The following is a 23,363-nucleotide window of genomic DNA, read 5'->3' on the forward strand; positions in this document are numbered from 1 at the left end:
GCTTCTATGATGTGTTATAAATTTCTGACCAGCGTCTTGAACTGTTCGCCGCGGTCTTCCATGTTTTTGAATAAGTCGAATGATGCACAGCACGGACTCAGCAGAACAGTCATACCCGGTTCTGCCATTTCGTAGCAGGCTTCTACACATTCTTTCATAGAATGGGTGTCGCGTACTGGTATTCCGAGATTGTCGAAATTGTCGTGTAACTTCTTATTGTCGGCTCCAAGATATACAATGCCAGCACATTTCTCTTTTACTAATGGGATGATAGGACTATAGTCGTTGCCCTTGTCTTTTCCGCCAATGATGAGGATGGTCTTGTTTTTCATTGATTCCAATGCGTACCAGCATGCATCCACATTGGTGGCTTTTGAATCGTTAATATACTGGACGCCACGTACCGAACAAACCTTTTCCAAGCGATGCTCTACGCCGGGGAAGTCGCTGAGCGACTGGCGGATAATGTCTTTCTTGATACCTGCTATGTTGGTAGCGATACCTGCAGCCAGCGAATTGTAGATATTGTGTTTGCCCGTCAGACTGAGAGACTCCTGCTCCATGTTGAATGGTTCGGGTTTCTCAATCTTGTATTCTCCTTCTTCGATGTAACCGATGCTTCCTTTTTCTTTCAGTTCGGAGAAAGGATACAGTATGGCTTTGATGTCATATTTGCTCAGTTCGTTATGGATGATGGGATCATCGTTCCAGAAGATGAAGGCATCTTGAGGCGTCTGATTCTGGATGATGCGCATCTTTGCATCTACATAATTCTGCATGCAGAAGTCATATCGGTCGAGATGGTCTGGAGTGATGTTCAGCAGAATGGCAATGTTGGCACGGAAGTCATACATGTTGTCCAACTGGAATGAACTCAGTTCGATAACGTAATAGGCATGTGGATCTTCTGCCACTTGAAGTGCCAGCGAATTTCCGATATTGCCTGCCAATCCTACATCGTATCCAGCCTCTTTGAAGATATGGTAGATGAGGCTCGTTGTGGTAGTTTTACCATTTGAACCAGTAATACATATCATTTTCGAATCGGTGTATCGACCAGCAAATTCTATCTCGCTGATGATATGAATGCCCTTCTCCTTCACTTTAACTATCATTGGTGCTGTGTCAGGGATGCCAGGACTTTTGATAATTTCATCGGCATTGAGAATCTTTTCCTCTGTGTGTTGACCTTCCTCCCATTCGATATGGTGGTCGTCCATCAGCTTTTTATACTTGTCTTTAATTTTCGACATGTCGCTGACGAACACGTCGAAACCTTCTTTCTTGGCCAGTACAGCGGCGCCTGCACCGCTTTCTCCGGCACCTAATACTACGATTCTGCTCATCTTACTTTTAATGTTATAATCGTTATTGCTGCTAATATAATGGTTGTAATCCAGAAACGGATGGTAATTTTAGATTCATGGAACGGACGATGTGGCCAGTTGCGCAACAGATAGGTACTGGTACTGTCGAGTTGTGAATCAAGTCGGCGGAATGTGTCATGGATTGGTGTGGCACGGAACACACGTACGCGCTTGCCCTTACGTTTCTGCCATTTGAACCATTGGGTCTGGATGATGACACTCAGACTCTCGATGAAGAAAATGCCACAGAGAACAGGCAACAGCAATTCCTTATGGATGATGACTGCGCATACACCGATAATGCCGCCGATCGTCAGCGAACCTGTGTCGCCCATAAAGACCTGTGCAGGGTAGGCATTATACCATAGGAATCCTATCATGGCTCCGACAAAGGCACATAGGAATACTACAAGTTCCTGTGAACCGGGAATATACATGATGTCGAAGTATGCCGCATAGACAATATGACTGCTGACGTATGCAAAGATTCCAAGTGCCACACCAATGATGGCCGAGTTGCCGGCACACATACCGTCCATACCGTCGTTGAGGTTTGCGCCGTTGCTCACAGCGGTTACTACTATAATTGTCATAACGACAAAGAGAATCCATCCGGCTGCAACTTTATGTTCTCCGCAGAATGCCATGATGTTGGAATAATCGAGATTATGGTTCTTAAAGAATGGAATAGTCGTCTGCAGCGACTTGACATTTTCAGTCTTATGCTTGATAACAACTTCTTGATTCTGTTGTTGTACAGATATATTTTCCCGTACTACAGCATCAGGACTCAGCCAAAGTGTTAATCCCACAATGAAGCCAATACTGATTTGTCCCACAATCTTATATTTGCCCTTTAGACCTTCCTTGTTCTTTTTGAAGATCTTGATATAGTCGTCGAGGAATCCAAGGAATCCCAACCATACCGTAGTGACAATCATCAGAATGAGATAGATGTTGCGCATTCTGCCCAACAGTAGGACAGGTACCAGAATGGCTACGATGATGATAATACCGCCCATGGTAGGAACACCTTTCTTTTCCACACCGAAGGGATCGATACTGGCGTCGCGAGCAGTTTCTGATATATGGTGTCGCTTCATCCAGCGAATGAATTTCTCGCCGAACCATGCCGAGATGACCAGAGATAGAATTAATGCCAGAAGTGCACGGAAGGAAATGTACGACCAGATATGTGCTCCTGGGATGTCGAATCCTTCTAAAAATCTAAACAGGTAGTATAACATAGTCTGAATTATGAGTTAAAAATATCTCTGACCACTTCGCGGTCGTCGAAATGATGTTTTACGCCTTTTATCTCTTGATAGTCTTCATGACCTTTACCTGCTATGAGGATGACATCGCCTTTTTGTGCCATCATGCAGGCGGTACGGATGGCTTCTTTGCGATCGACGATGCTCACGACCTTTTTCATCTGTTGAGGAGTGAGGCCCGCCAACATGTCGTTGATGATATCTTGTGGTTCCTCAAAGCGTGGGTTATCGCTGGTGATGATGACGCGGTCGCTCTGTTTGACAGCCTCTTGTGCCATGAGCGGGCGCTTGCCTTTGTCGCGGTTGCCTCCTGCGCCACAAACTGTGATGACGTGTCCCTCTTTGCCTTCGAGTACTTCGTGGATGGCATTAAGTACATTCTCCAATGCATCGGGAGTATGTGCATAATCTACTACGGCTGTGATTCCGTCTTTGGAACGAATCGGCTCCAAGCGTCCAGCCACGCTTTTCAGCGTACTCATCACAACGAGAACGTCTTCGGGATTCTTGCCCAGCATGACAGCAGCGCCATAGACAGCCAAAAGGTTGCTGACGTTGAACTTACCGATGAATTGCACGCCTACTTCTCGACCGTTGATTTCGAGATACATGCCTTCAAAGTGACATTCGATAATGTGTGCGCGGAAGTCAGCCATTTGGCGTATGGAGTAGGTCTTGATATTGGCTTTGCAGTTTTGAACCATGACGCTACCGTTTTTGTCATCGGCATTGGTGATGGCAAAAGCCTCTTTGGGCAGTCCGTCGAAGAATGCCTTCTTGGCGTTGCGATAGTTTTCGAAAGTCTTATGATAGTCGAGGTGGTCGCGTGTGAGATTGGTGAAGATGCCTCCTGCAAATGTCAATCCGCCGATACGTTTTTGCGCAATGGCATGGCTTGAACACTCCATGAAGGCGTATTCGCATCCAGCTTCAACCATGCGGTGGAGCAGATGATTGAGTTCGATGGGGTCTGGAGTGGTATGATCGGCTGCAATGGCTTCGTCTTCAATATAATTGCAGACGGTTGAGAGCAGTCCGCAACGGTGTCCGAACTTACGGAACATGTTGTAGAGCAATGTGGCGATGGTTGTTTTACCGTTGGTGCCAGTAACTCCCACCAGTTTGAGCTTCTTAGAAGGATTGCCGTAGAAATTGGTTGCCACCTGACCTACCACATCTTCGGTTGAAGCCACTTGCAAGTAGCTTACGCTTTCGATTTTTTCCTCAGGCATATCCTCGCAGAGAATGGCAGTTGCTCCCAGTTCTATGGCTTTGGCTATGAACTTGTGTCCATCAGTCTGTGTGCCTTTGATAGCCACAAAGAGATGTCCCTTCTCTATTTTGCGTGAGTCGATATTCACGCCTGTAATTTCGGTTTCTGCCGGTCCTGCTATTTGCAGGATGCTGACGGATTTCAGCAGTTCGCTAAGTTTCATATACCTTATTATATTAATATAAGAGTTCAACATATGTTTATTTATTCCAATATCAGGGTGCAGACGGTTCCTTTTTGTAGTTTCTGTCCTGCTTGGCAACTTTGTCGTTTGACATGCCCACGGCCTTGGAGCTTTACTTTCATTCCTGTTGACTCCAACAGATAAACTGCATCTTTGGCGCCCATGCCCACAACATCGGGTACGATACCCTTGCCTACGTCGTGTTTGTGGAGAGCCACTTTGTTACTATGACGTTCGGCTGAGCCCCATATCGGGTTGCCATCTGCATACGATCCGCTCCAGTTTTCTGAGGTTTTAATGCCGAGATGGCTCAATACATAGCCGGCGGCTCCCATATCGCCTCGTTTTACATCGGGTATTACGATGGAGTTTTCGTCATGGGCATCGTTGATACCGAGTTTGAGGTTACGCGCCATTACACCTTCTGAAATCTGGTGGAACACATCGGCACTCATACCGCCAGAACCACCGTATCCTGATCTTTTGATGCAGACGATGCAGGAGTAGCGTGGCTTTTCTGCGGGGAAATAACCTGCAAATGAAAGCCAATAGGCAATACCTCCTGTTTTATAACCGCCACCCTGTGCCACTTGTGCGGTTCCGGTTTTTCCCGCCACATGGAACATTCTCGATCCGGCTTTCTTACCTGTGCCTTTGCTGACCACTCGTTCGAGTAGCGATTGCACGATTTTCACGGTTTTCATTTTAGCCATTCGTTTTTCCATGACCTTCGTCGGTGGATATTCCTCAACGACTTTCCCTTCTTTCATGATGTATTTCACAAAGCGTGGGCGCATCATCACACCATCATTGGCAATGGCGTTATAGAAGGTGAGTGTGGATATTGGTGGAAGCTGAGTCTCGTATCCTATCGACATCCACGGTAGTGCGGTCTTACTCCAGTTGAGCCATTGTCCTCGCTTGTTCTTCTTGGGCATGCGGATGTGAGGTCTTGCATATCCCTGAATGGGCAGTTTGAGGTCGGCTGCAAGTCCTGTGCGGTAGATTCCTTCCACATATTTCTCAGGTCGGTTGCCGTAGTTTTCGTCGATCACTCGGCTGATACCGATGTTCGAACTGACTTCCATCGCACGTCCGAGAGAGATGTAGCCATAACCGCCTTTTCGCCAGTTGTGGTCTTTCATCTGTGCGCCGTGCATGGGCCAGATGCCTCCAGCTGTTTCTATGTGTTGTGCGGTATCAGCCACTCCGTCGTCGAGCGCCACCATGACAGATGCGGTTTTGAATACCGATCCAGGTTCGCGCAGGTCAGCCACGGCAAAGTTTTTTGTTTCGCGGAATACGTCGCCTGGGCAACGCTCCATGTTGACAATAGCCTTGATATCGCCCGTCGCCACTTCCATGAGGATGGCAACGCCGAGGTCGCAGTTGTCTTTTTTCAGTTCTGCCACGAGTGCGCGTTCTGCCAAGTCTTGCATGTTGACATCAATAGTTGTGACGATGTCGCATCCGTCGATGGGTAGCGTGACCGGAATGTTCAGTTGTGCGTTGAGCACTTTGCGTCGCTTATTGAGACCAGGTGTTCCGCGGAGAATTGTGTCGTAAGCCAGTTCCAGTCCGAGTCTGGCGCTGTCTTTTGCGCCATACATAGAACCGATGGTGCGTTCGCCCAGTGATCCGAATGGGCGCCGGCGTGCATTAAATTCCTCTTCGTGGAATCCGCTTGCGTTTTTCGAGAGTGAGAAGAACGGCAGCGCCTTCACCTCCGTATAGGTGTTGTAGGTGATGCGTTTGGGCCAAATGGGCCAGTGGCGTGCCTTTTTGTTGTGTCCTTCTTCGAGATGTCGTTTGAACTCCGCAGCCGAACGCTCAGGGAATATCTTGCTGAGACCTGTGCAGACAGAATCCACTTTGTCGTTCCATAGCGAGTCTTGGTCCTCGTTATCTATACCGAAGTCCATATAGATTTTGTATTCGGGAATAGAACTTGCCATGAGTTGTCCGTCGCAACTGAGGATATTTCCTCGGTTGGGCTTGACGGTAATACTGTCGCTCTTGAGTCTGCTTGCCACCTCTATCCAGTATTGTTTCTTTGCCGTCATGGTATAGAATGCCTTTCCGATAATCATAATGAATACGATTACCAGTGCGAAAGCGATCCAGAAATACCGCTGTGCTATGCTGCTATTGTTTATTTTACTCATTGACGGGTTTAGTTTTCGGGCACTTGTATAATATATGGTGGCTGGTCGGCTATGTGTAATACCGAGTCCTTGTTCTGTTGAAGTGTTTCGAGTACATGGCTCTCACGGCATTTTTCGGTGAGCGTGCTCGATGCTGCCAATGCTTTGTTTTTAGCATCCTTGAGCTGAATCTCCAGTTTTCGTATGGTTACCATGTCTTGCTGATATTGATAGCGGAATGCGATATAGACGAGTGTGAATGCCACCACGAGGAGAATCAGTCCGACTTGAGCGCGCACAAAGTCTGCCGTCAGGAAGTCGCCACCCAATACGCTCTTCATGCTGAGCTGTTGTCCGGGATGGGTATCGCTGTCCTGTGCCGTCTCCTGTATCTTCTTCAGCGTCTCTTGCAGCTGCTGTTCTGCCTTTTCGGCACGCATCTGTTTTTTACTGACGGCGGCGTCTTCTGTGGTTTCCTTATTCTCGTCGAGAATGATGTCTGAATCTTTATTTGTCATTTTCTTGTGGTGTTATTCTGTTTTCTCTGCTATTCTCAGTTTTGCGCTACGGCTTCTGGGATTGTTTTGAAGTTCTTCATCGCAGGGTGTGATGACCTTGTTGTTGACCAACCGGAATGGGCTGGTGATGCGTCCGAAGAAGTCTTGTTCTATTTTTCCTTCCACATTACCGGCTTTCATCACGTTTTTCACGAGTCGGTCTTCTAATGAGTGGTAGGTGATGACGCTCAGTCTTCCGCCTTTTCCCAACATTCGGGTTGCTCCCAGCAACATGTCGCGCAGGGCGTCCATCTCATGGTTGACTTCGATACGAAGTGCCTGATAGAGTCTTGCCATGTCTTTTTTCTCCCGCTCGGAGCGCATTAGCGGTTCGATGACGGTGGTCAGGTCGCTTGTTGTGACGATGGGGTGAGCGGCTCTTGCCTTGACGATGGCGGCGGCGATGCGTCGTGCACTCTTCATTTCTCCGTAGAGGTAGAAGATGTCTGCCAACTGACTTTCTGTATAGTTGTTGAGAATATCGGCTGCAGTTGTACCTGCGCGTTTGTTCATTCTCATATCCAATGGTGCATCGAATCGGAAGGAAAAGCCCCTGGTCTCGTCGTCGAAGTGGTGGCTTGATACGCCAAGGTCAGCCAACAGCCCGTCGATATGGTCAATGCCATAGTAACGCATCCAGTTGCAGAGGTAGCGGAAGTTGCTTCTGACAAAGGTGAAACGGTCGTCATTCACGATGTTTTGCTCTGCATCGGCATCTTGGTCGAAGCTGTAGAGATGTCCATTGGGACCGAGATGACGCAGTATTTCGCGCGAATGTCCACCTCCGCCGAATGTCACATCTACATAGATGCCGTCGGGCTTGATGTCAAGTCCGTTGATGCTCTCGTTGAGGAGCACAGGTACGTGGTATGTTTCTGCCGTTTTTGCCATGTCGGTTTAGAGTTTATCGTTGTCTGTCATCAGTTCTTCGAGTGCGTTTCCGAAGTCTTCGGCACTCATTTTCTGCTGTTCTGCCTCGCTATTGCTCCATATTTCGATGGTGTCGCCCATGCCGATGAATCGGATTTCTTGTTCGATATTAGCCATCCGTTGGAAGCGTTTGGGTATGAGAAAACGACCGTTTCCGTCGAGGCTGACAAGTTCTACGTCGCTCACAAACTGTCGAAACACTTGCTGTTGGGTCTTATTCCAGCGGTTCAGTCGTTGGCGCATGCTGTCCATTTGCTCGTTCCATACAGATTCTGGATAGAGCACGAGGCAGGTCTGAAACACGTCTTTTCTTAGCACAAGACGCTCTTCACCCCCAGTCTGCAATACTTTTCTGAATGTTGCAGGCAGGAATGCACGCCCCTTGGCGTCAGCCTTTGCTTCTATATTACCTAAAAAACGCATGCGTACTTATTTATAATATGATTTTAATTCTCGCTTGCAAAATTAAACAAAATCCTCCATATTTCCCCACATTTCCCCACTTTTTTTATGATTATTTTTGTGGGTATAATGTTAATAGTGTGTAAGTGGTTGATTTATAGTGGTATTCTTAAATATTCGTAAGTGACATTCCGGTGGAGCGTTTTTGTAATATTGAGGTTCGGTTTTACAGTAAAGCGTATTGTGTTTTTGAAGTCTTGGCGTTAAGCTCTCGCAAGCGAAACTTCAACTTGCATTTTGACGAACTTCATCAAACCCTTTGTCTTCGGGATATGTTCGGGATGCCTTCGGGATGAAGTCGCCCGCAGGAGCATGTGGGCAACTCAAAACAGAGTCAGATGAAAGTCTTGTATTCTTTCGATGAAATTCTCAACTGAGTCCGATGGAAGTCCGATGAAAGTCCCAAGTAAGTCCCAAAACTTGCGGTTGATTATGCGAAAGTGAAGGGAGAATGATGGGAAGAAAATGGGAAACTTATCGATGCAGAACAAATCAAAAAGTTGGTTGATAACCGAGTAAGGCAGACAGTTTCTTGCTCGTTTTTGTGGTTATTTTATGCTGTTTGCTATTTGTGTAATGTTGCAAAAACGCCCAATGTGATTACAAAAACACGAAGATTAAAAGTTTTTCGTGAAAAAATGTGCTGTTTCTCAAACTAATTTCTTAATTTTGCATCTGATTAGTATGTATGTAAGAGAGAAATGAATCAGATAACAGAGAAAACGATTGATATTGACCAGATACTCAAGAATAAGTTGGGTGCCAAATCCAAATGGGTGCCCCGCCCATTGGTATCGTGGCTGAAACGTATTGTGCATCAGGATCGCGTCAACGCATTCCTGTGGGAAAGCCGCCATAAAACAGGTACCGAATGGCTCGAAGCTTGTGTCGAATATCTGCAAATGACCATCAAAATCGTGGGTAAAGAGAATCTTCCCGATCCCAACGACGGCCGCCTCTATACCTTTGTTTCCAACCATCCGTTGGGCGGAGAAGATGGTGTAGCGCTCGGCGCCATTATCGGTCGTCATTACGACAGTCGATTCCGTTATCTCGTCAATGACCTGCTGATGAATCTTCCAGGACTGGCTCCGCTTTGCATTCCTATCAACAAAACAGGTAAACAAGGCCGTAACTTCCCGGCAATGGTGAAAGCTGGCTTTGAAAGCGACAACCACATGCTGATGTATCCTGCAGGCATTTGTTCACGTCGCCGAAACGGTGTGATTCGCGATGTGGCATGGAGCAAGACTTTTATTGTCAAGAGTGTGGAGTATCAGCGCGATATTGTGCCCATCCATTTCAGTGGGCAAAATTCTGATTTCTTCTATCGTTTGGCTAATTTTAGCGACAAACATCTGAAGTTTAACCTTGCCATGCTTTTCCTTGTAGATGAAATGTATAAGAACGTAGGCAAAAACTTCGAAATAAAAATAGGCAAGCCTATTCCCTGGCAAACCTTTGATAAATCGAAAACACCGATGGAATGGGCACAATATGTGCAAGATATCGTGTATAGTCTATAAACCAACAGAAGAACAACTTATAGCTAACAGACAGATAAGCAAATGGAACAGCCAATTATTCAACCCATTGACAAGGAAGTGCTCAAAAGCGAACTGACGCCCGACAAGCGCCTTCGCATGACCAACAAGAGCAACAATGAAATCTATGTCATTACCGCACACAATGCACCCAACGTGATGCAGGAGATCGGGCGACTGCGAGAGATTGCTTTCCGCGAGGCTGGCGGAGGAACTGGCAAGGAAGTCGATATCGACGAGTTTGATACGTGCGAGCGATGCTACAAACAGCTCATCGTGTGGAATCCGGAGGCGGAAGAGATTATCGGAGGTTACCGTTATTTGCTGGGTACTGACTGGGAATATGATGACAAGGGACAACCTATTCTTGCCACCAGTCACATGTTCCATTTCTCTGAAAAGTTTATCAAAGACTATGCACCCCAGACCGTAGAACTCGGTCGGTCGTTTGTCTCGCTTCCTTATCAGTCGTCTCGCATGGGCGCCAAGAGTCTCTTCGCACTCGATAACCTGTGGGATGGACTTGGCGCACTCACGGTTATTCGTCCTAATATACGCTACTATTTCGGAAAAATGACCATGTACCCCTCTTATATCCGTAAGGGACGCGACATGATTCTCTATTTCTTGAAAAAGCATTTCGACGATAAAGAACATCTCATTATCCCGATGAAACCGCTGCAATTGGAGTCTGACGTGCGCGAATTTGAGACGCTCTTCTCTGGCAAGGACTTTAAAGATGACTATCGTATCCTCAATCGGGAGATTAGAAAGTTGGGCTATAATATTCCCCCATTGGTTAATGCTTATATGAGTTTGTCGCCCACCATGAAACTCTTTGGCACAGCCATCAATTATGGTTTTGGCGATGTGGAGGAAACGGGAATCCTTATAGCCGTTGACGAAATACTTGAAGAGAAGCGTCAGCGCCATATCGACTCGTTTGTTCAGTCGCATCCTGAGGCTTTGAAGATTACAAGCGGCGCTAATAATGTCATCTATAAAGAGAAGACGCCCCAAGGAGAATAAGGAGCGCCTTCTATGGATTTTCAGATAATCGGTTCCATTGCAAATATCCTTGAATGATGGTGGGAGAATTGCGATGGAACCGATGTTTTTTGCTGTTTTGGCTCAAAGGTCTGATCGAGAAAGAAGCTGATTGCTTTAGCCCACTCCCGATGCGTCAATCAAGTTTGGCTTATACGATAGGTAGTGAAATACCGTTGATCTTCTGATAAACATCGAGTGCATAAACATCGGTCATTCCTGCAATATAGTCGATAACCGCCATGATGCGTGTTTCAAGGTTGTCGGCCTGAATATCGTATTGGCTGGAAACCCTACTGATGAGCTGTTGTGAATAGTAACGCTCGGGATGCATGACGGCTTCGGTCATTTGTTTCATGAGCGTTTCCATAATCTTATAACCCGAAAGCTCCACGTCAAGAACCGGTCGGCTGCGATAGATGCGCACCTTTGAAAGTTCAGCACACCGGCGGTAGGCCTCTTTTTGAGTGGGATGGATGTGGTCTATCAAACAGCCGGTAAACGTACCGTTGAGAATGTTTTCTTCGTTTTCGACAAATGCGTTGGCACATTCGTTTTCTAACTTTCCTATCACGCAAGCACGCAAATACACAATCTTTTCGTTGGTGTCCTGCAACGCCTCGTCGTCGATGCGTTGGCGAATCTTCGCCTGGGTGGCTTCGTCGAAGAAGTTGAGCAGTAAGCGCTCGGTCTCTTCGTATGATAGAATCTTCAGTTTGTGAGCATCCTCAATATCCATGACTTCATAGCAGATGTCATCGGCTGCCTCTACCAAATAGACTAATGGATGGCGTGCGTACCGCAAGGGCTCTTCTGTGTGAGATAAGCGAATTATCCCCATTTCATCGGCAATTCGTTGGTAGAAATCCTGTTCTGACTGAAAGAAGCCGAATTTGCCCTTCTTGCCAGCTGCCGATGAGGCATAAGGGTACTTTACGATACTTGCCAGCGTGGTGTAAGTCATGACGAAACCACCTGTGCGCCGCCCCTTAAACTGATGGGTCAACAGGCGAAAAGCATTGGCATTACCCTCGAAATGGGTGATGTCGTCCCAAAATGCATCACTTACCAACGGTTTCAGTTGCAGTCCTTCGCCTTCGGTAAAGAAGGTTTGAATGGCTTTCTCGCCACTATGACCAAATGGCGGATTGCCCAAATCGTGTGCCAGACAGGCCGTTGAAACAATCTGCCCAATCTGTTCAAAAAGTGTATCTTTCAGTTCGGGACGCTTCTCGGCAATAAGTCTTTGCGCCACATCGTTGCCCAACGACATTCCTACACTTGCCACTTCCAGCGAGTGGGTAAGGCGATTGTGAACAAAGACGCTACCCGGCAGAGGAAATACTTGCGTCTTGTTTTGCAGTCGTCGAAAGGGCGCCGAGAATATCAGTCGGTCGTAATCACGCTTAAATTCAGTACGGTCGTCGTGGCGCTCGGTGTGGCGATGCTCCTGTCCGAGGCGTTTGTTTGATATGAGTTTAGTCCATTCCATGATGGCAAAGTTACTAAAAAGTATGAAACCTACAAAGTTTTCTGCAAAAAACGATGGCAGTTTGATAGGAATTCTGTAAATTTGCACATTAATATAAATAAACCAACAAATGCTGAAAATTAACGCTATCAATCGTGGACGCCAACCTATGCCCACATACGCCACATCGCAAAGTGCGGGAATGGATCTCCGTGCCAACCTTGAAGAGCCTGTTGTGCTCCATCCTATGGAGCGTCGGCTCATACCCACCGGACTGCATATTGCATTGCCTGAGGGTTATGAAGCACAAGTAAGACCCCGTAGCGGATTAGCGCTGAAGCATGGTTTGACCGTACTTAATGCCCCTGGCACTATCGATGCCGACTATCGCGGTGAGATTGGTGTGGTGCTTATCAACTTATCGCAGGAAGACTTCACCATCAACGACGGAGAGCGCATTGCCCAGTTGGTAGTGGCACGATATGAGCAAGTGGAGTTCTCGCTCGTAGAAACACTCGATGAAACCGAGCGTGGCGAAGGCGGGTATGGTCATACTGGCGTGAAGTAATTAGTAGCGCAGTAACAGACGAGATGTTAATGTAAAGAAGACACATGAAACGCAGATATACAATCATTCTATTGGTAGTGGCTCTGATCTGCACGGCTGTAACAGCACAGACCGATGAGGATACATCGAGAAAATACGATGCGTTCTTTCTTGAAGCCATCAACCAGCGTGTCAAAGGCAACAACGATGCGGCCTTCGACCTGTTGCGCCATTGTGTCGATATAGACTCTACCAAGTCTGAAGCATGGTATTTTCTGGCACAATACTATGATGCTTTGAAGGAAAACGACAAGGCACAACGTTGTGTGGAAAAGGCTGCTTCGCTCGATCCCGATATTTCTACCTATCAAGAAATACTCGCCAATCTGTATCTCAGCAAGCAGGATTACCCCAAAGCCATCGAGGTGTTGAACCGTATCTATGAGGCTAACCACGATAGAGAGGATGTGCTTGGCGCACTGGTGTCTATTTATGAAGACCAGCAAGATTACAAATCTGCCATCCAAACACTCAACCGCTTGGAGGTGATGGAAGGCAGAAGTACACAGTTCTCATTGAAGAAAAGCGGATACTATACCCAACTCGGCAATAAGAAAGCGGCCATCCGTGAGATGCAGAAACTTGCCAATCAGTATCCTAATGATTTGAATTACAGGGGACTCTATGCACAGGCGCTTATCAATAATGGGCAGGAAGAAAAAGGACTCGACATCTATGATGAAATCCTTGAACAGGATCCCGACAACCGTTTCACACTCCTTGCCCTGTTGCAATACGAGCAGAAACATGGAGACCCAGATGTGGTTGACTCGCTGATGCAGCGTGTCCTGGTCAGTAAAAATGCTACTTCGCAGGATAGGGTGTCGCTCATGAGACAAGAAATTGCAGAGAGCGAACAGAATGGCGGTGACTCCACTCGTGTGCTCTACCTCTTTGACCGCATGCTTGAGCAAAAGCCTCTCGATGCTGATGTTGCCATGCTTTGTGTCGCTTATATGACGCTAAAGAATATGCCACGCGACACGATTACCGTTGTGCTCGACCGTGTTATTGCAGAAACACCGGATAATGCAGCAGCAAGATTGCAACTCGTTGATTATGCTTGGCGAGATCAGGATATGCCGCGAGTGGTCAGTCTGTGTCAGGGGGCACGCCTCTACAATCCCGATGAAATGGCATTTTATTATTATCAGGGTGTGGCTTACTATCAACAAGACAAACTTGACGAGGCGCTCAATGCCTTCCAGAATGGCATCGGAGTGATCACACAGGACAGCGATCCTGATATTGTCAGCGATTTCTATGCTGTCATGGGGGATATCTACCATCAGAAAGGATTCGACAAAGAGGCTTATGCGGCTTATGACTCCTGTCTGCAATGGAAAGAAGATAATGTGGGATGTCTCAATAACTATGCCTATTATCTCTCAGAAACCGGCCAGCAGCTCGATAAAGCCGAGCAAATGTCGCTCAAAACCGTAAAGGCTGAACCTAAAAACGCGACGTTCCTCGATACATACGCATGGATTCTCTTTCGGCAGAAACGTTATACCGAAGCCAAAATCTATATAGACCAGACCCTGCAATGCGATTCCGACACATCGGCAGTATTGTTGGAACATGCCGGAGACATCTATTATCATGTAGGCAATAAGCAGCAGGCGGTCGAGTATTGGAAGCAAGCTTTGGAACGAACCCGACAAACAGTCGGATCAGAAGATAACCGTTTAAAAATCATAGCACGTAAAATTAAACTAAAGAAGTACGTAAAAGAATGAAAGCAACCAGCATGATGAAACTTGCAGGACTGGCAGTGGCATTTGCCCTCGCATCCTGCGGAACTCAGAAAAAAGCAGTCAAGGACAATGCCTCGAAGGCACCAGTGGCTACCGCCCAACAGCAGGAATTCCTGCAAAAGGTTACTGACAATGCGCAGTATGCCAAGTTTATCACATCTAAAGTGAAGTTCTCTGTAGAGGTGGGCAATCAGCATCTCACCCTCACCGGCAACCTCAAGATGAAGCGCGATGATGTGATCCGTCTGCAACTCACAGCCTTTGGATTTGTGGAGGCAGGCAGACTGGAATTCACCAAAGACTATGTCCTCATCATGGACCGTATCAACAAGCAGTATCTCAAAGCCAACTACAATCAGTTGGACTTCATGCGCAATAGCGGACTCAACTTCTATTCGCTGCAGGCTCTCTTCTGGAATGAACTCTTCCAGCCGGGCAATACTGCGATGACCGATGAGATGCTGAAGAATTTCACTACCGATCTCTATGGAGACGATGCCGTTATAAGTTTTGCAAAAGATAAGCTCAGCTATCGTTGGCTGGCTGATAAGGCGGGCGCACAGGTGAAGATGGCTAATATTGTCTATGAAGACAGAATCCGTGGCAACTACTCGTTGAACTGGGATTATAGCAACTTCAAGCAGACCAGCAAGCGTCTCTTCCCCTATACACACGCCATCACATTCCGCACTCCAGATAAGGAAGTGAAGTTTGGAATGACGCTCAACTATCTGTCGAATGATGATAACTGGGAAACCAGAACAGAGGTTTCTGCCAAATACCGTGAGGTGACGGTTGATCAAATCCTCCGCCGCTTTATGGCTCTCTAATATAGCGAATGAAGCGAATTATTATACTCACTCTTCTTGCCTTTGCCTTTGTGGTAGTGCCGGCACAGCAGAAACGCACCGCAAAGCCTAAGGCAAGAACTACAACCACAAGTGCCCAGCGCAAAAAAACTGCGTCGGGCAAAGCAACATCTACCCGGAAGCGAACAGGAAATGCTGCGGCAAAACGTAAGACAACGCGCCAACCAGAGTCGGTGCAGAGTCTGCAGAATCAAAGAAAGAATATTCAGCGACAGATCAAACTGCAGGAACAACGACTGCGTAGCAACGAGCGCGATGTGAAACAACGTTTGCAGAATCTGATGATCATCAATACCGAGATTGCCTCGAAGCGTCGCACCATCGACACCATACGTCGCGATCTCTCCAATATTGATGTGGAAATACAGACAATGAACCGGGAGCTCGATGCCTTGCAAAAGGATTTGGAACTGTGTAAACAACGCTATGTCAAGTCGATGCGCTATATGCACCGCAATCGATCTGTACAGAGCCAGATGATGTTTATCTTTAGTGCCAGCAGTTTCTCGCAAATGTACCGACGCTTGCGATTCATGAGGGAATATGCCTCCTATCAGCGTTCGCAGGGTGAAGATGTGAAAGTGAAACAGGCTGAAGTTGCTGCCAAGCGCAGCGAACTGGCTGGTGCTCGCGATGCAAAACACAAACTGTTGACTCGTGGTGAGAGTGAGAAACGTTCGCTGGAAGGTAAGCAGGCCGAACAGCAGAATGTGGTATCTTCGTTGCAAAAACAGCAGAAGACCATCCAACGGGTCATTGACCAACAACGCAAGAAGGATGCTGCTATCAATGCGCAGATTGACAGACTGATTGCCCAAGAAGTGGCAAGACAAAAGGCAAGAGCCGCCGCAGAGGCCAAGCGCAAGGCTGCTGCCGAAGCTGCACGCAAGCGTGATGCAGAACTGGCTCGCAAGAAGCGGGAGGCCGAAGAGGCTGCACGCGAAAACGCGCGACGCATTGCCGAGGCTAAAGCTCTTGAGGACAAGGCACGTGCAGAAGTCAAGGCGGCTCGCGATAAGAAAGCGCGTGATGCTGCCGATCGTGCAGCCCACGAAGCATCACAGGCTCGTATTGCTGCCGAGCGTAAGGCTGCCGCAGATGCCAAACGACATAAACAGGAGGTGGCAGAAGCTAAGAAAAAATCGGATGAGGTGCTCTATACCATGAGCAGCGACGACCGGCGCATCAGTGGTAACTTTGAGAGCAACCGAGGCAGACTGCCCATGCCTATCACGGGTGGCTACCGCATCGTCAGCCATTTCGGTCAGTATAATGTAGAGGGACTGAACAACGTTCGCCTCGACAATAAGGGTATTAATATACAAGGTCAGGCTGGCGCACAGGCACGAAGCATCTTCGATGGTGAAGTGAGTGGTGTCTTCAGCTTCGGAGGCACGGTCATTGTCATGGTGCGTCACGGCAGTTACATCTCTGTTTATTGCAATTTGTCATCGGTCAACGTACACCGTGGACAGAAAGTGACTGCTCGTCAACCCCTTGGACGTATTGGTCAAGACAATATTCTGCAATTCCAATTGCGTAAGGAAACGGCTAAGCTCAATCCTGAAGCATGGCTCGGAAGATAGTAGAGGTCTCGCAATAGATGAACATAGCATTCCCCAATTGGTCGTTTGGCTGATTGGGGGATGTTGTTTACCAAAGTGCATTAGAGGTAAGCTACTCTAAATTTTAGTTTTCTAAAAAATTCGACCACACGACCACAGATGTGGCGTAAACTGCTATGAGATAGTATTTTAGACTGTGGTCGATTGGTCAGAACCCTGTGTTTTCGACCACACTTCGACCACACGTGCTTTTCCCGATACTTATCGTGGATATTCACACGAAGTAAACAAAAATTATTTTCAGGCATTTTCAAACGGCTGACAAAGTTATTATCCAACGTTTGACAAAGGTGTTATCCAACGTTTGATAAAGGTGTTATCCAACGTTTGATAAAGGTGTTATCCAACGTTAGATAAGAGTGTTGTCAAACGTTAGACAAGAGCCTTTTCAACGTTGGAAATAAGTTGTTTCAAATATCGGAAGAGAGTGGTGTCAAATATAATACAATAGTGTTGCCCAACGTTTGACAAGGATGTTGTCTGGCGTCAGAATATACAAATCATGTATTGTCGGCTATGCGGATGGACTGTTTTTATGGTGGCAACGGCAGAGGGTCTGGTGGTCGAATGGTGGTCGAAAACCGCCGAGTTAGCGTAATCGACCACCCACGTAAGCTGCATACACATAGTGTGTTATGCCGTTGTGGTGGTCGAGTGGTCGAAATTTTGCGACGTCGCGTGTGCGTACGCGCGCGTATATTGTTAGGTGTGCGCGCGTGATTTATAAGAGGTTTGCCTGTCTGAAATACTAATCGAATAGGGTTGAAGCCGAAGTAAAACCCGATGGAATGGGAGTTTTTTATGTTGTCTCGGTTTGATTGCCGTAAATCACATTGATGCCTATTTCAAATGAATGGATTGCAACAGTTCCATGTAGGTGGCAATGGCATTGCCAATCTCGTCGATACCTATATATTCATCTGCACTATGACTGCGACTCGATTCGCCTGGTCCGAGTTTCAGCGAAGCAAAGGGCATAAGAGCCTGATCGCTCAGGGTTGGTGATCCAAAAGGTGTCATGCCCATGGCGATACAACGGCTCACTATGGGATGGTCGGTGGGAATCGACGAGGAGGACAGCCGGTAAGAACGGGCTTTCAGTTCGCTCTGCATCTGCGACTGTAGGTATTGGCAGAGTTCTTCGTTTCGGTAATACTCGTTGGTGCGCACATCGATGGTGAATTTACATTCGTCTGGAATCACGTTGTGTTGCGTGCCAGCGCCGATAATCGTTACCGTGGCTTTGATCGGACCAAGTAGTGGACTGACCTTTTCAAACTCATGGTTGCGCAGCCATTGTATATCGTCCAGAGCTTTGTAAATCGCATTTTCGCCTTCGTTGCGTGCTGCGTGTCCGCTCTTTCCGTGTGCCACGGCATCGATTACCATCAGTCCTTTCTCGGCAATAGCCGGTTGTAAGCCAGTCGGTTCGCCCACGATAGCCACATCAATAGGTGGCAGTTGTTCGCGAATCAGCGTAAATCCATTGGCGCCGCTGACTTCCTCTTCTGCACTGGCTACATAAACCAGATTGTAGGCAAGGTCTTCGTTGCAGAGTGCGCGATACACCATAAGCAGACTGACAAGTCCGCCGCCGCAGTCGTTAGCGCCCAGTCCGTAGAGGCGTCCGTCTTCGATGGTTGGCGTAAACGGATCGCGTGTCCATGTGCTGACGGGTTTCACCGTGTCGATATGTGCATTAAGCAGTAGGGTAGGTTTGCCTTCAGTGTGTTTCCCGATAAGCATCAGGTTGTTGCCCACACGTTTCGGAGTCAGTCCCCATAGCTTCATTTGCTGTTCCATCAGGTCGGCAACGGCTTTCTCTTCACGGCTCACCGATGGTGTTTTGATGAGTTGTTGCAGCAGTCCCACTGCCTCTTCGGTCATTTGCTGTATATTGTTTGTCATCGTTCGTATGTTATTAACCTGTTTGCAAAATTACACCTTTTTATTAATATAACAGCGAGAGAAGTGACGAAATGTTTTATTTCTATGAGAAAATGTGTGATATTTTAATTGTCGGTTATTGTGTATTTCCAGTTTTTTGTTTAATTTTGCGAGCCAAAAGGACATTTCCTAACACAAACAATATTAATAAAAAATTAGATTTGAAGAGTTATGAAGAAAAAGCTATCATTTATTCTTTTTTTTATTGTGTTTCTGGGTGATGTTTTATATGCACAATGCACAAAACCTGCAAAACCAGATTCCCTGCTTCTTACACTTGATGTTGACCATGTATTTTCTATACGCAATAAGGGTATGTCCATGCATGGCTATGACTTCAACTTTGGACTAAAATGTAAGCGCGTAGAGCTGTTTGGCACGTATGAGAGAATGAGTCATCATTTGGGAAAGGATGGCGTGAAAACCTATATGAATACCAATACCTTGGGTGTTGGCGTGGGTTATGACATCCAACAGAATAAGAAGCGAACAAGTTTTACTCCTGTGCGCTTTAGAATGGCATGGCCTGTGGGACATCCTGATTGGAATAATAACTATTACGACCTGTCCATACATCATATTCATGCAGCGAATAGTAAGGCTATTGGCCTGAACCTTGGTGTGGGCTTCCGCTATGTAAATTCACGTTCGGAACTTAGTCCAAACCATGTTTTTGTGTATTGGTCGGTCGGTATTGCACTATAATACAGTTAGAAAAATATAGTATATACGTTCGAAAAGTCTCAAACTTGAGAACGTTGATAGTCGGCATGTCGGATGGTTGTCATGTGGTGTGAGAGAAAAAGTTTTAGATCAAACCGCTACAGATAACCATCCGACCATGCTTTTTATCTCCTTCTGTCTTTTCCTTCTCTTGCTCGGAAATGCAAAATAAATTGTGATTTTTCTTTGTATTTCACTCGATTTGCACCACCTTTGACGCCATGCGTCTTAGGTACTCACGCTCGGAAATAAAAGAAAAAAGTGTTTTTTTCTTTGTATTTCACTCGCTTATTCGTACCTTTGATGCTGCGCATCTTAGGTACTCACGTTCGAGAATACAAAAAGAAATTTGGCATTTCTTTTTGTATTCTGCTCACTTAATCGTACCTTTGCACATATTATATATAATAAATAAGGAAAAACGCTTATGCAAGTAAGAAGCCACATGTCGGTATTGGTGCATGACCTCGCTAAGAAATATGGCGAGCGCGAAGCACTCATCTATCAGGACTTTGGCGGCAAGGAATGGAAGTCGTTGTCGTGGAATAAGTTTTCTGCAACCGTTAAACAAGTCAGCAATGCGCTACTCAACATCGGAGTGAAAGAACAGGAAAACATAGGTATATTCTCGCAAAACTCCATTCAGTATCTCTTCTGCGACTTTGGTGCATGGGGAGTAAGGGCTGTCACCATACCCTTCTATGCTACCAGTAGCGAGCAGCAAATACAGTTCATGATCAACGACGCCAAGGTGCGTTTCCTCTTTGTGGGCGAACAAGAACAGTACGACCGGGCACGCCGAGTGGTATCACTCTGCCCCACACTGGAACGTATCATTGTCTATGATGCCATGGTGCATATCTCAGAACATGATACCAATGCCATCTATTTCGATGATTTCCTCAAACTTGGTGACAAACTGCCACGTCAGACCGAGGTGGAACAGCGTCAGCGCGAGGCTAACAACGACGACATTGCCAATATCCTCTATACCAGCGGAACCACAGGAGACTCTAAGGGCGTGATACTGACCCATGGACAATTCCATGCGGCAATAATTGCCAACGACGAGTGTGTTGATGTCAATGAACACGACCGTGTGATGAATTTCCTGCCCTATACCCATATCTTTGAGCGTGGATGGGCTATTCTCTGCCTCTCTGAAGGTGCTACACTGATAGTAAACACCCATCCTCAAGAAGTGCAGCAGTCGATGCGCGAGACGCATCCCACCTGTATGTCGAGTGTGCCCCGATTCTGGGAAAAGGTATATCAGGGTGTGATGGAGAAGATAGACCATGCCAGTAGTGTGCAGCGCAAACTGTTCCATCATGCATTGGCAGTAGGAAGAAAACATAATATTGAGTATCTCAGCCTTGGCAAGAAACCACCGATGGCACTCCATCTCGAATACGAACTGCTCAACCGCACCGTATTCTCGCTCGTACGTAAAGAGTTGGGACTGGAAAATGCACATTTCTTCCCCACAGCAGGAGCTGCTGTTAGTGAGCATGTGGAAGAATTTGTCCATTCCATCGGACTTAATATGATAGTGGGATACGGACTCACCGAATCGCTTGCCACCGTCAGTTGCGATCATCTCAACAAACCATATACCGTGGGAAGTGTAGGGCGCCCCATCAACGGCATCGATATCCGCATCAGCGATGAAGGCGAGATTCTGCTCAAAGGTCCCACTATCACCAAGGGATACTACAACCGTGAAGACCTCACCCGCCAGGCATTCACAGAAGATGGTTACTTCCGTACTGGTGATGCAGGATACCTGAAAAATGGTGAACTCTTCCTCAAAGAGCGCATCAAAGACCTCTTCAAGACTTCTAACGGTAAGTATATCGCACCACAGATGATAGAGTCGAAAATCTTGGTAGATAAGTATATCGACCAGATTGCTGTCATTGCCGACCAACGCAAATTCGTTTCGGCACTCATCATCCCCGTATATGGCATGCTTGAAGAGTATGCACGTGCGCATAATATCGCCTTTGAAAATCGAGAACAGCTTTGCGCTAATCCGCAAATCTATGCCATGATGAAGGAAAGAATTGATACCCTTCAGCAGCAGCTGGCACACTATGAGCAGGTGAAGCGATTCACACTCTTGCCCCACCAATTCTCAATGGAAAAGGGCGAGTTGACTAATACGCTGAAAATACGACGTCGGGTGCTCAACGAAAACTATAAGGCAGAAATCGACAAGATGTACGAAGACTAATGTCTCTCATATAATTATTATCGCCAACAGACACGATGATTACACAAGACCAACTGAAAGATGTCCTCGATAGGACTGACAAACTGCGTCATTATCTGAAGATCGACGAGAAAAAAATAGAATTTGAAGAAGAAGACCTGCGCACACAGGCACCTGATTTCTGGGAGGATCAGAAGCGGGCTGAGGCACAGATGAAGAAAGTGAAAGCCATCAAGAAATGGATTGATGGCTATAATGACGTGCGAGCTGCAGCAGACGAACTCCAACTGGCATTCGATTTCTACAAGGAAGAGATGGTTACAGAAGAGGAAGTAGATGCAGACTATCAGCGCGCCATATCGCTCATTGAGGACTTGGAACTGAAGAACATGCTCCGTCAAAAGGAGGATCCTATGGAGTGTGTACTCAAAATCAACTCAGGAGCTGGAGGTACGGAAAGTCAGGATTGGGCGTCGATGCTCATGCGAATGTATCAACGATGGGCTGAAGCTCATGGGTATAAAGTGAGCATTTCCAACCTTCAAGAAGGTGATGAAGCTGGCATCAAGAGTGTCACGATGCAGATTGAAGGTGGAGAATATGCCTATGGATACCTCAAAAGTGAAAACGGTGTGCACCGACTGGTGAGAGTATCCCCGTTTAATGCACAGGGTAAGCGAATGACTTCTTTTGCTTCTGTTTTCGTCACACCATTGGTTGACGATACCATTGAGGTGTATGTGGATCCTGCAAAACTCTCGTGGGATACCTTCCGTTCGAGCGGTGCAGGTGGACAGAATGTCAATAAGGTGGAGTCGGGTGTGCGCCTTCGCTATTGGTACACTGATCCTGATACAGGGGAGGAAGAGGAAATCCTCATTGAAAATACCGAAACGCGCGACCAACCCAAGAATAAGGAGCGCGCCATGGCTTTGCTTCGTTCACAACTTTACGACCGCGCCATGAAGAAACGTCTTGAAGCGCAAGCTAAGATAGAGGCGGGTAAGAAGAAAATAGAGTGGGGAAGTCAGATTCGCAGTTATGTCTTTGACGACAGACGAGTGAAAGACCATCGTACCAACTATCAGACATCTGATGTGGATGGCGTGATGAATGGAAAAATAGACGGTTTCATCAAGGCTTATCTCATGGAATTCCCTACCACCGATGAGGAATAAACGTATATTCGAACATAGAAATATATAACACTAAAAACTGAATATTATGAGTAAACAACATCAGGCCAAGCGTGAAGCATGGGCCAAGAAACAAGAGAAAAAGGGTTCTAAACTGATATGGTGGATTATCGGTGGCTTTATTGCACTCGGCTTGCTTTATATGGCTTGGGCATTAACCGTCCTTTAAAC

Annotated in this window: 19 protein-coding genes; 10 read left to right on the top strand and 9 right to left on the bottom strand. The window is 46.7% G+C overall.

The genetic code is table 11. From position 1 onward, the window contains the following. Positions 1-14: 14 nt before the first annotated feature. The 7 genes from murD to mraZ are packed head-to-tail and all read right to left on the bottom strand — an operon-like array spanning position 15 to position 8,152. Positions 15-1,346, bottom strand: a complete 1,332-nt coding sequence (gene murD, locus CIK89_RS12775) for a UDP-N-acetylmuramoyl-L-alanine--D-glutamate ligase (RefSeq protein WP_094391742.1) — start codon at positions 1,344-1,346, stop codon at positions 15-17. Continuing rightward, positions 1,343-2,614: a phospho-N-acetylmuramoyl-pentapeptide-transferase gene (locus CIK89_RS12780; protein ID WP_094391743.1), complete on the bottom strand. Its 1,272-nt coding sequence runs from the start codon at positions 2,612-2,614 to the stop codon at positions 1,343-1,345. Before CIK89_RS12780 ends, murD begins: the two co-directional genes overlap by 4 nt. A gap of 8 nt (positions 2,615-2,622) precedes the next feature. Continuing rightward, entirely contained in the window at positions 2,623-4,077 is a 1,455-nt protein-coding gene (locus tag CIK89_RS12785) for a UDP-N-acetylmuramoyl-L-alanyl-D-glutamate--2,6-diaminopimelate ligase (protein WP_094391744.1), read from the bottom strand. Positions 4,078-4,118: 41 nt separating this feature from the next. Beyond that, positions 4,119-6,263 carry a penicillin-binding protein gene (locus CIK89_RS12790; RefSeq protein WP_094391745.1) on the bottom strand — a complete coding sequence of 715 codons (2,145 nt, stop codon included), beginning with the start codon at positions 6,261-6,263 and terminating at the stop codon, positions 4,119-4,121. An 8-nt stretch (positions 6,264-6,271) separates the two neighbouring features. Then, the gene (locus CIK89_RS12795; protein WP_254046324.1) at positions 6,272-6,760 is read right to left on the bottom strand and encodes an FtsL-like putative cell division protein; all 489 of its coding nucleotides are present in this window, start codon (positions 6,758-6,760) and stop codon (positions 6,272-6,274) included. Between the two features lie 12 nt (positions 6,761-6,772). Next, the gene (rsmH, locus tag CIK89_RS12800) at positions 6,773-7,690 is read right to left on the bottom strand and encodes a 16S rRNA (cytosine(1402)-N(4))-methyltransferase RsmH (protein ID WP_094391746.1); all 918 of its coding nucleotides are present in this window, start codon (positions 7,688-7,690) and stop codon (positions 6,773-6,775) included. A 6-nt stretch (positions 7,691-7,696) separates the two neighbouring features. Beyond that, positions 7,697-8,152, bottom strand: coding sequence for a division/cell wall cluster transcriptional repressor MraZ (gene mraZ, locus CIK89_RS12805; protein ID WP_094391747.1), 456 nt, complete (start codon positions 8,150-8,152; stop codon positions 7,697-7,699). A 740-nt stretch (positions 8,153-8,892) separates the two neighbouring features. Here mraZ and CIK89_RS12810 point away from each other — a divergent pair. Together CIK89_RS12810 and CIK89_RS12815 are read left to right on the top strand one after the other, a co-directional pair. Beyond that, positions 8,893-9,717, top strand: a complete 825-nt coding sequence (locus tag CIK89_RS12810) for a glycerol acyltransferase (RefSeq protein WP_094391748.1) — start codon at positions 8,893-8,895, stop codon at positions 9,715-9,717. Between the two features lie 42 nt (positions 9,718-9,759). Then, positions 9,760-10,764 (top strand): GNAT family N-acetyltransferase, encoded by a 1,005-nt coding sequence (locus CIK89_RS12815; protein ID WP_094391749.1) that lies wholly within the window; start codon positions 9,760-9,762, stop codon positions 10,762-10,764. A 169-nt stretch (positions 10,765-10,933) separates the two neighbouring features. On the opposite strand, the gene dgt is transcribed toward CIK89_RS12815, so the two are convergent. Next, positions 10,934-12,274 (bottom strand): dGTP triphosphohydrolase, encoded by a 1,341-nt coding sequence (dgt, locus tag CIK89_RS12820; protein WP_094391780.1) that lies wholly within the window; start codon positions 12,272-12,274, stop codon positions 10,934-10,936. Between the two features lie 109 nt (positions 12,275-12,383). On the opposite strand from dgt, the gene dut reads away from it, so the two are divergent. Genes dut through CIK89_RS12840 form a run of 4 tightly spaced genes read left to right on the top strand, consistent with a single transcriptional unit; the run spans position 12,384 to position 17,072 of the window. Then, a complete protein-coding gene (gene dut / locus CIK89_RS12825; protein WP_094391750.1) occupies positions 12,384-12,821 on the top strand; it encodes a dUTP diphosphatase in 438 nt (145 codons plus the stop codon). Between the two features lie 44 nt (positions 12,822-12,865). Then, positions 12,866-14,599, top strand: a complete 1,734-nt coding sequence (locus CIK89_RS12830; RefSeq protein ID WP_094391751.1) for a tetratricopeptide repeat protein — start codon at positions 12,866-12,868, stop codon at positions 14,597-14,599. Continuing rightward, on the top strand, positions 14,596-15,447 hold the full coding sequence (locus tag CIK89_RS12835; protein WP_094391752.1) for a DUF4292 domain-containing protein: 852 nt from the start codon (positions 14,596-14,598) through the stop codon (positions 15,445-15,447). The genes CIK89_RS12830 and CIK89_RS12835 overlap by 4 nt, the downstream gene beginning before the upstream one ends. A gap of 8 nt (positions 15,448-15,455) precedes the next feature. Next, on the top strand, positions 15,456-17,072 hold the full coding sequence (locus CIK89_RS12840) for a murein hydrolase activator EnvC (RefSeq protein WP_094391753.1): 1,617 nt from the start codon (positions 15,456-15,458) through the stop codon (positions 17,070-17,072). Between the two features lie 879 nt (positions 17,073-17,951). Here the strand turns inward: CIK89_RS12840 and CIK89_RS12845 are convergent. Further along, positions 17,952-19,019: a M20 family metallo-hydrolase gene (locus CIK89_RS12845; protein WP_094391754.1), complete on the bottom strand. Its 1,068-nt coding sequence runs from the start codon at positions 19,017-19,019 to the stop codon at positions 17,952-17,954. A gap of 210 nt (positions 19,020-19,229) precedes the next feature. Here CIK89_RS12845 and CIK89_RS12850 point away from each other — a divergent pair, with 210 nt between their 5' ends. The 4 genes from CIK89_RS12850 to CIK89_RS13655 all read left to right on the top strand — a co-directional run bounded on the left by CIK89_RS12850 (position 19,230) and on the right by CIK89_RS13655 (position 23,361). Next, positions 19,230-19,763: a hypothetical protein gene (locus tag CIK89_RS12850; protein WP_094391755.1), complete on the top strand. Its 534-nt coding sequence runs from the start codon at positions 19,230-19,232 to the stop codon at positions 19,761-19,763. 445 nt (positions 19,764-20,208) lie between these two features. Beyond that, positions 20,209-22,017 (top strand): long-chain fatty acid--CoA ligase, encoded by a 1,809-nt coding sequence (locus tag CIK89_RS12855; RefSeq protein ID WP_094391756.1) that lies wholly within the window; start codon positions 20,209-20,211, stop codon positions 22,015-22,017. Between the two features lie 35 nt (positions 22,018-22,052). After that, positions 22,053-23,174, top strand: a complete 1,122-nt coding sequence (prfB, locus tag CIK89_RS12860) for a peptide chain release factor 2 (RefSeq protein WP_094391757.1) — start codon at positions 22,053-22,055, stop codon at positions 23,172-23,174. Positions 23,175-23,220: 46 nt separating this feature from the next. After that, positions 23,221-23,361, top strand: coding sequence for a hypothetical protein (locus CIK89_RS13655; protein ID WP_158214658.1), 141 nt, complete (start codon positions 23,221-23,223; stop codon positions 23,359-23,361). The last annotated feature ends 2 nt before the right edge of the window (positions 23,362-23,363 follow it).

Source organism: Prevotella sp. P4-119, from assembly GCF_002251345.1.
Lineage (GTDB): Bacteria > Bacteroidota > Bacteroidia > Bacteroidales > Bacteroidaceae > Prevotella.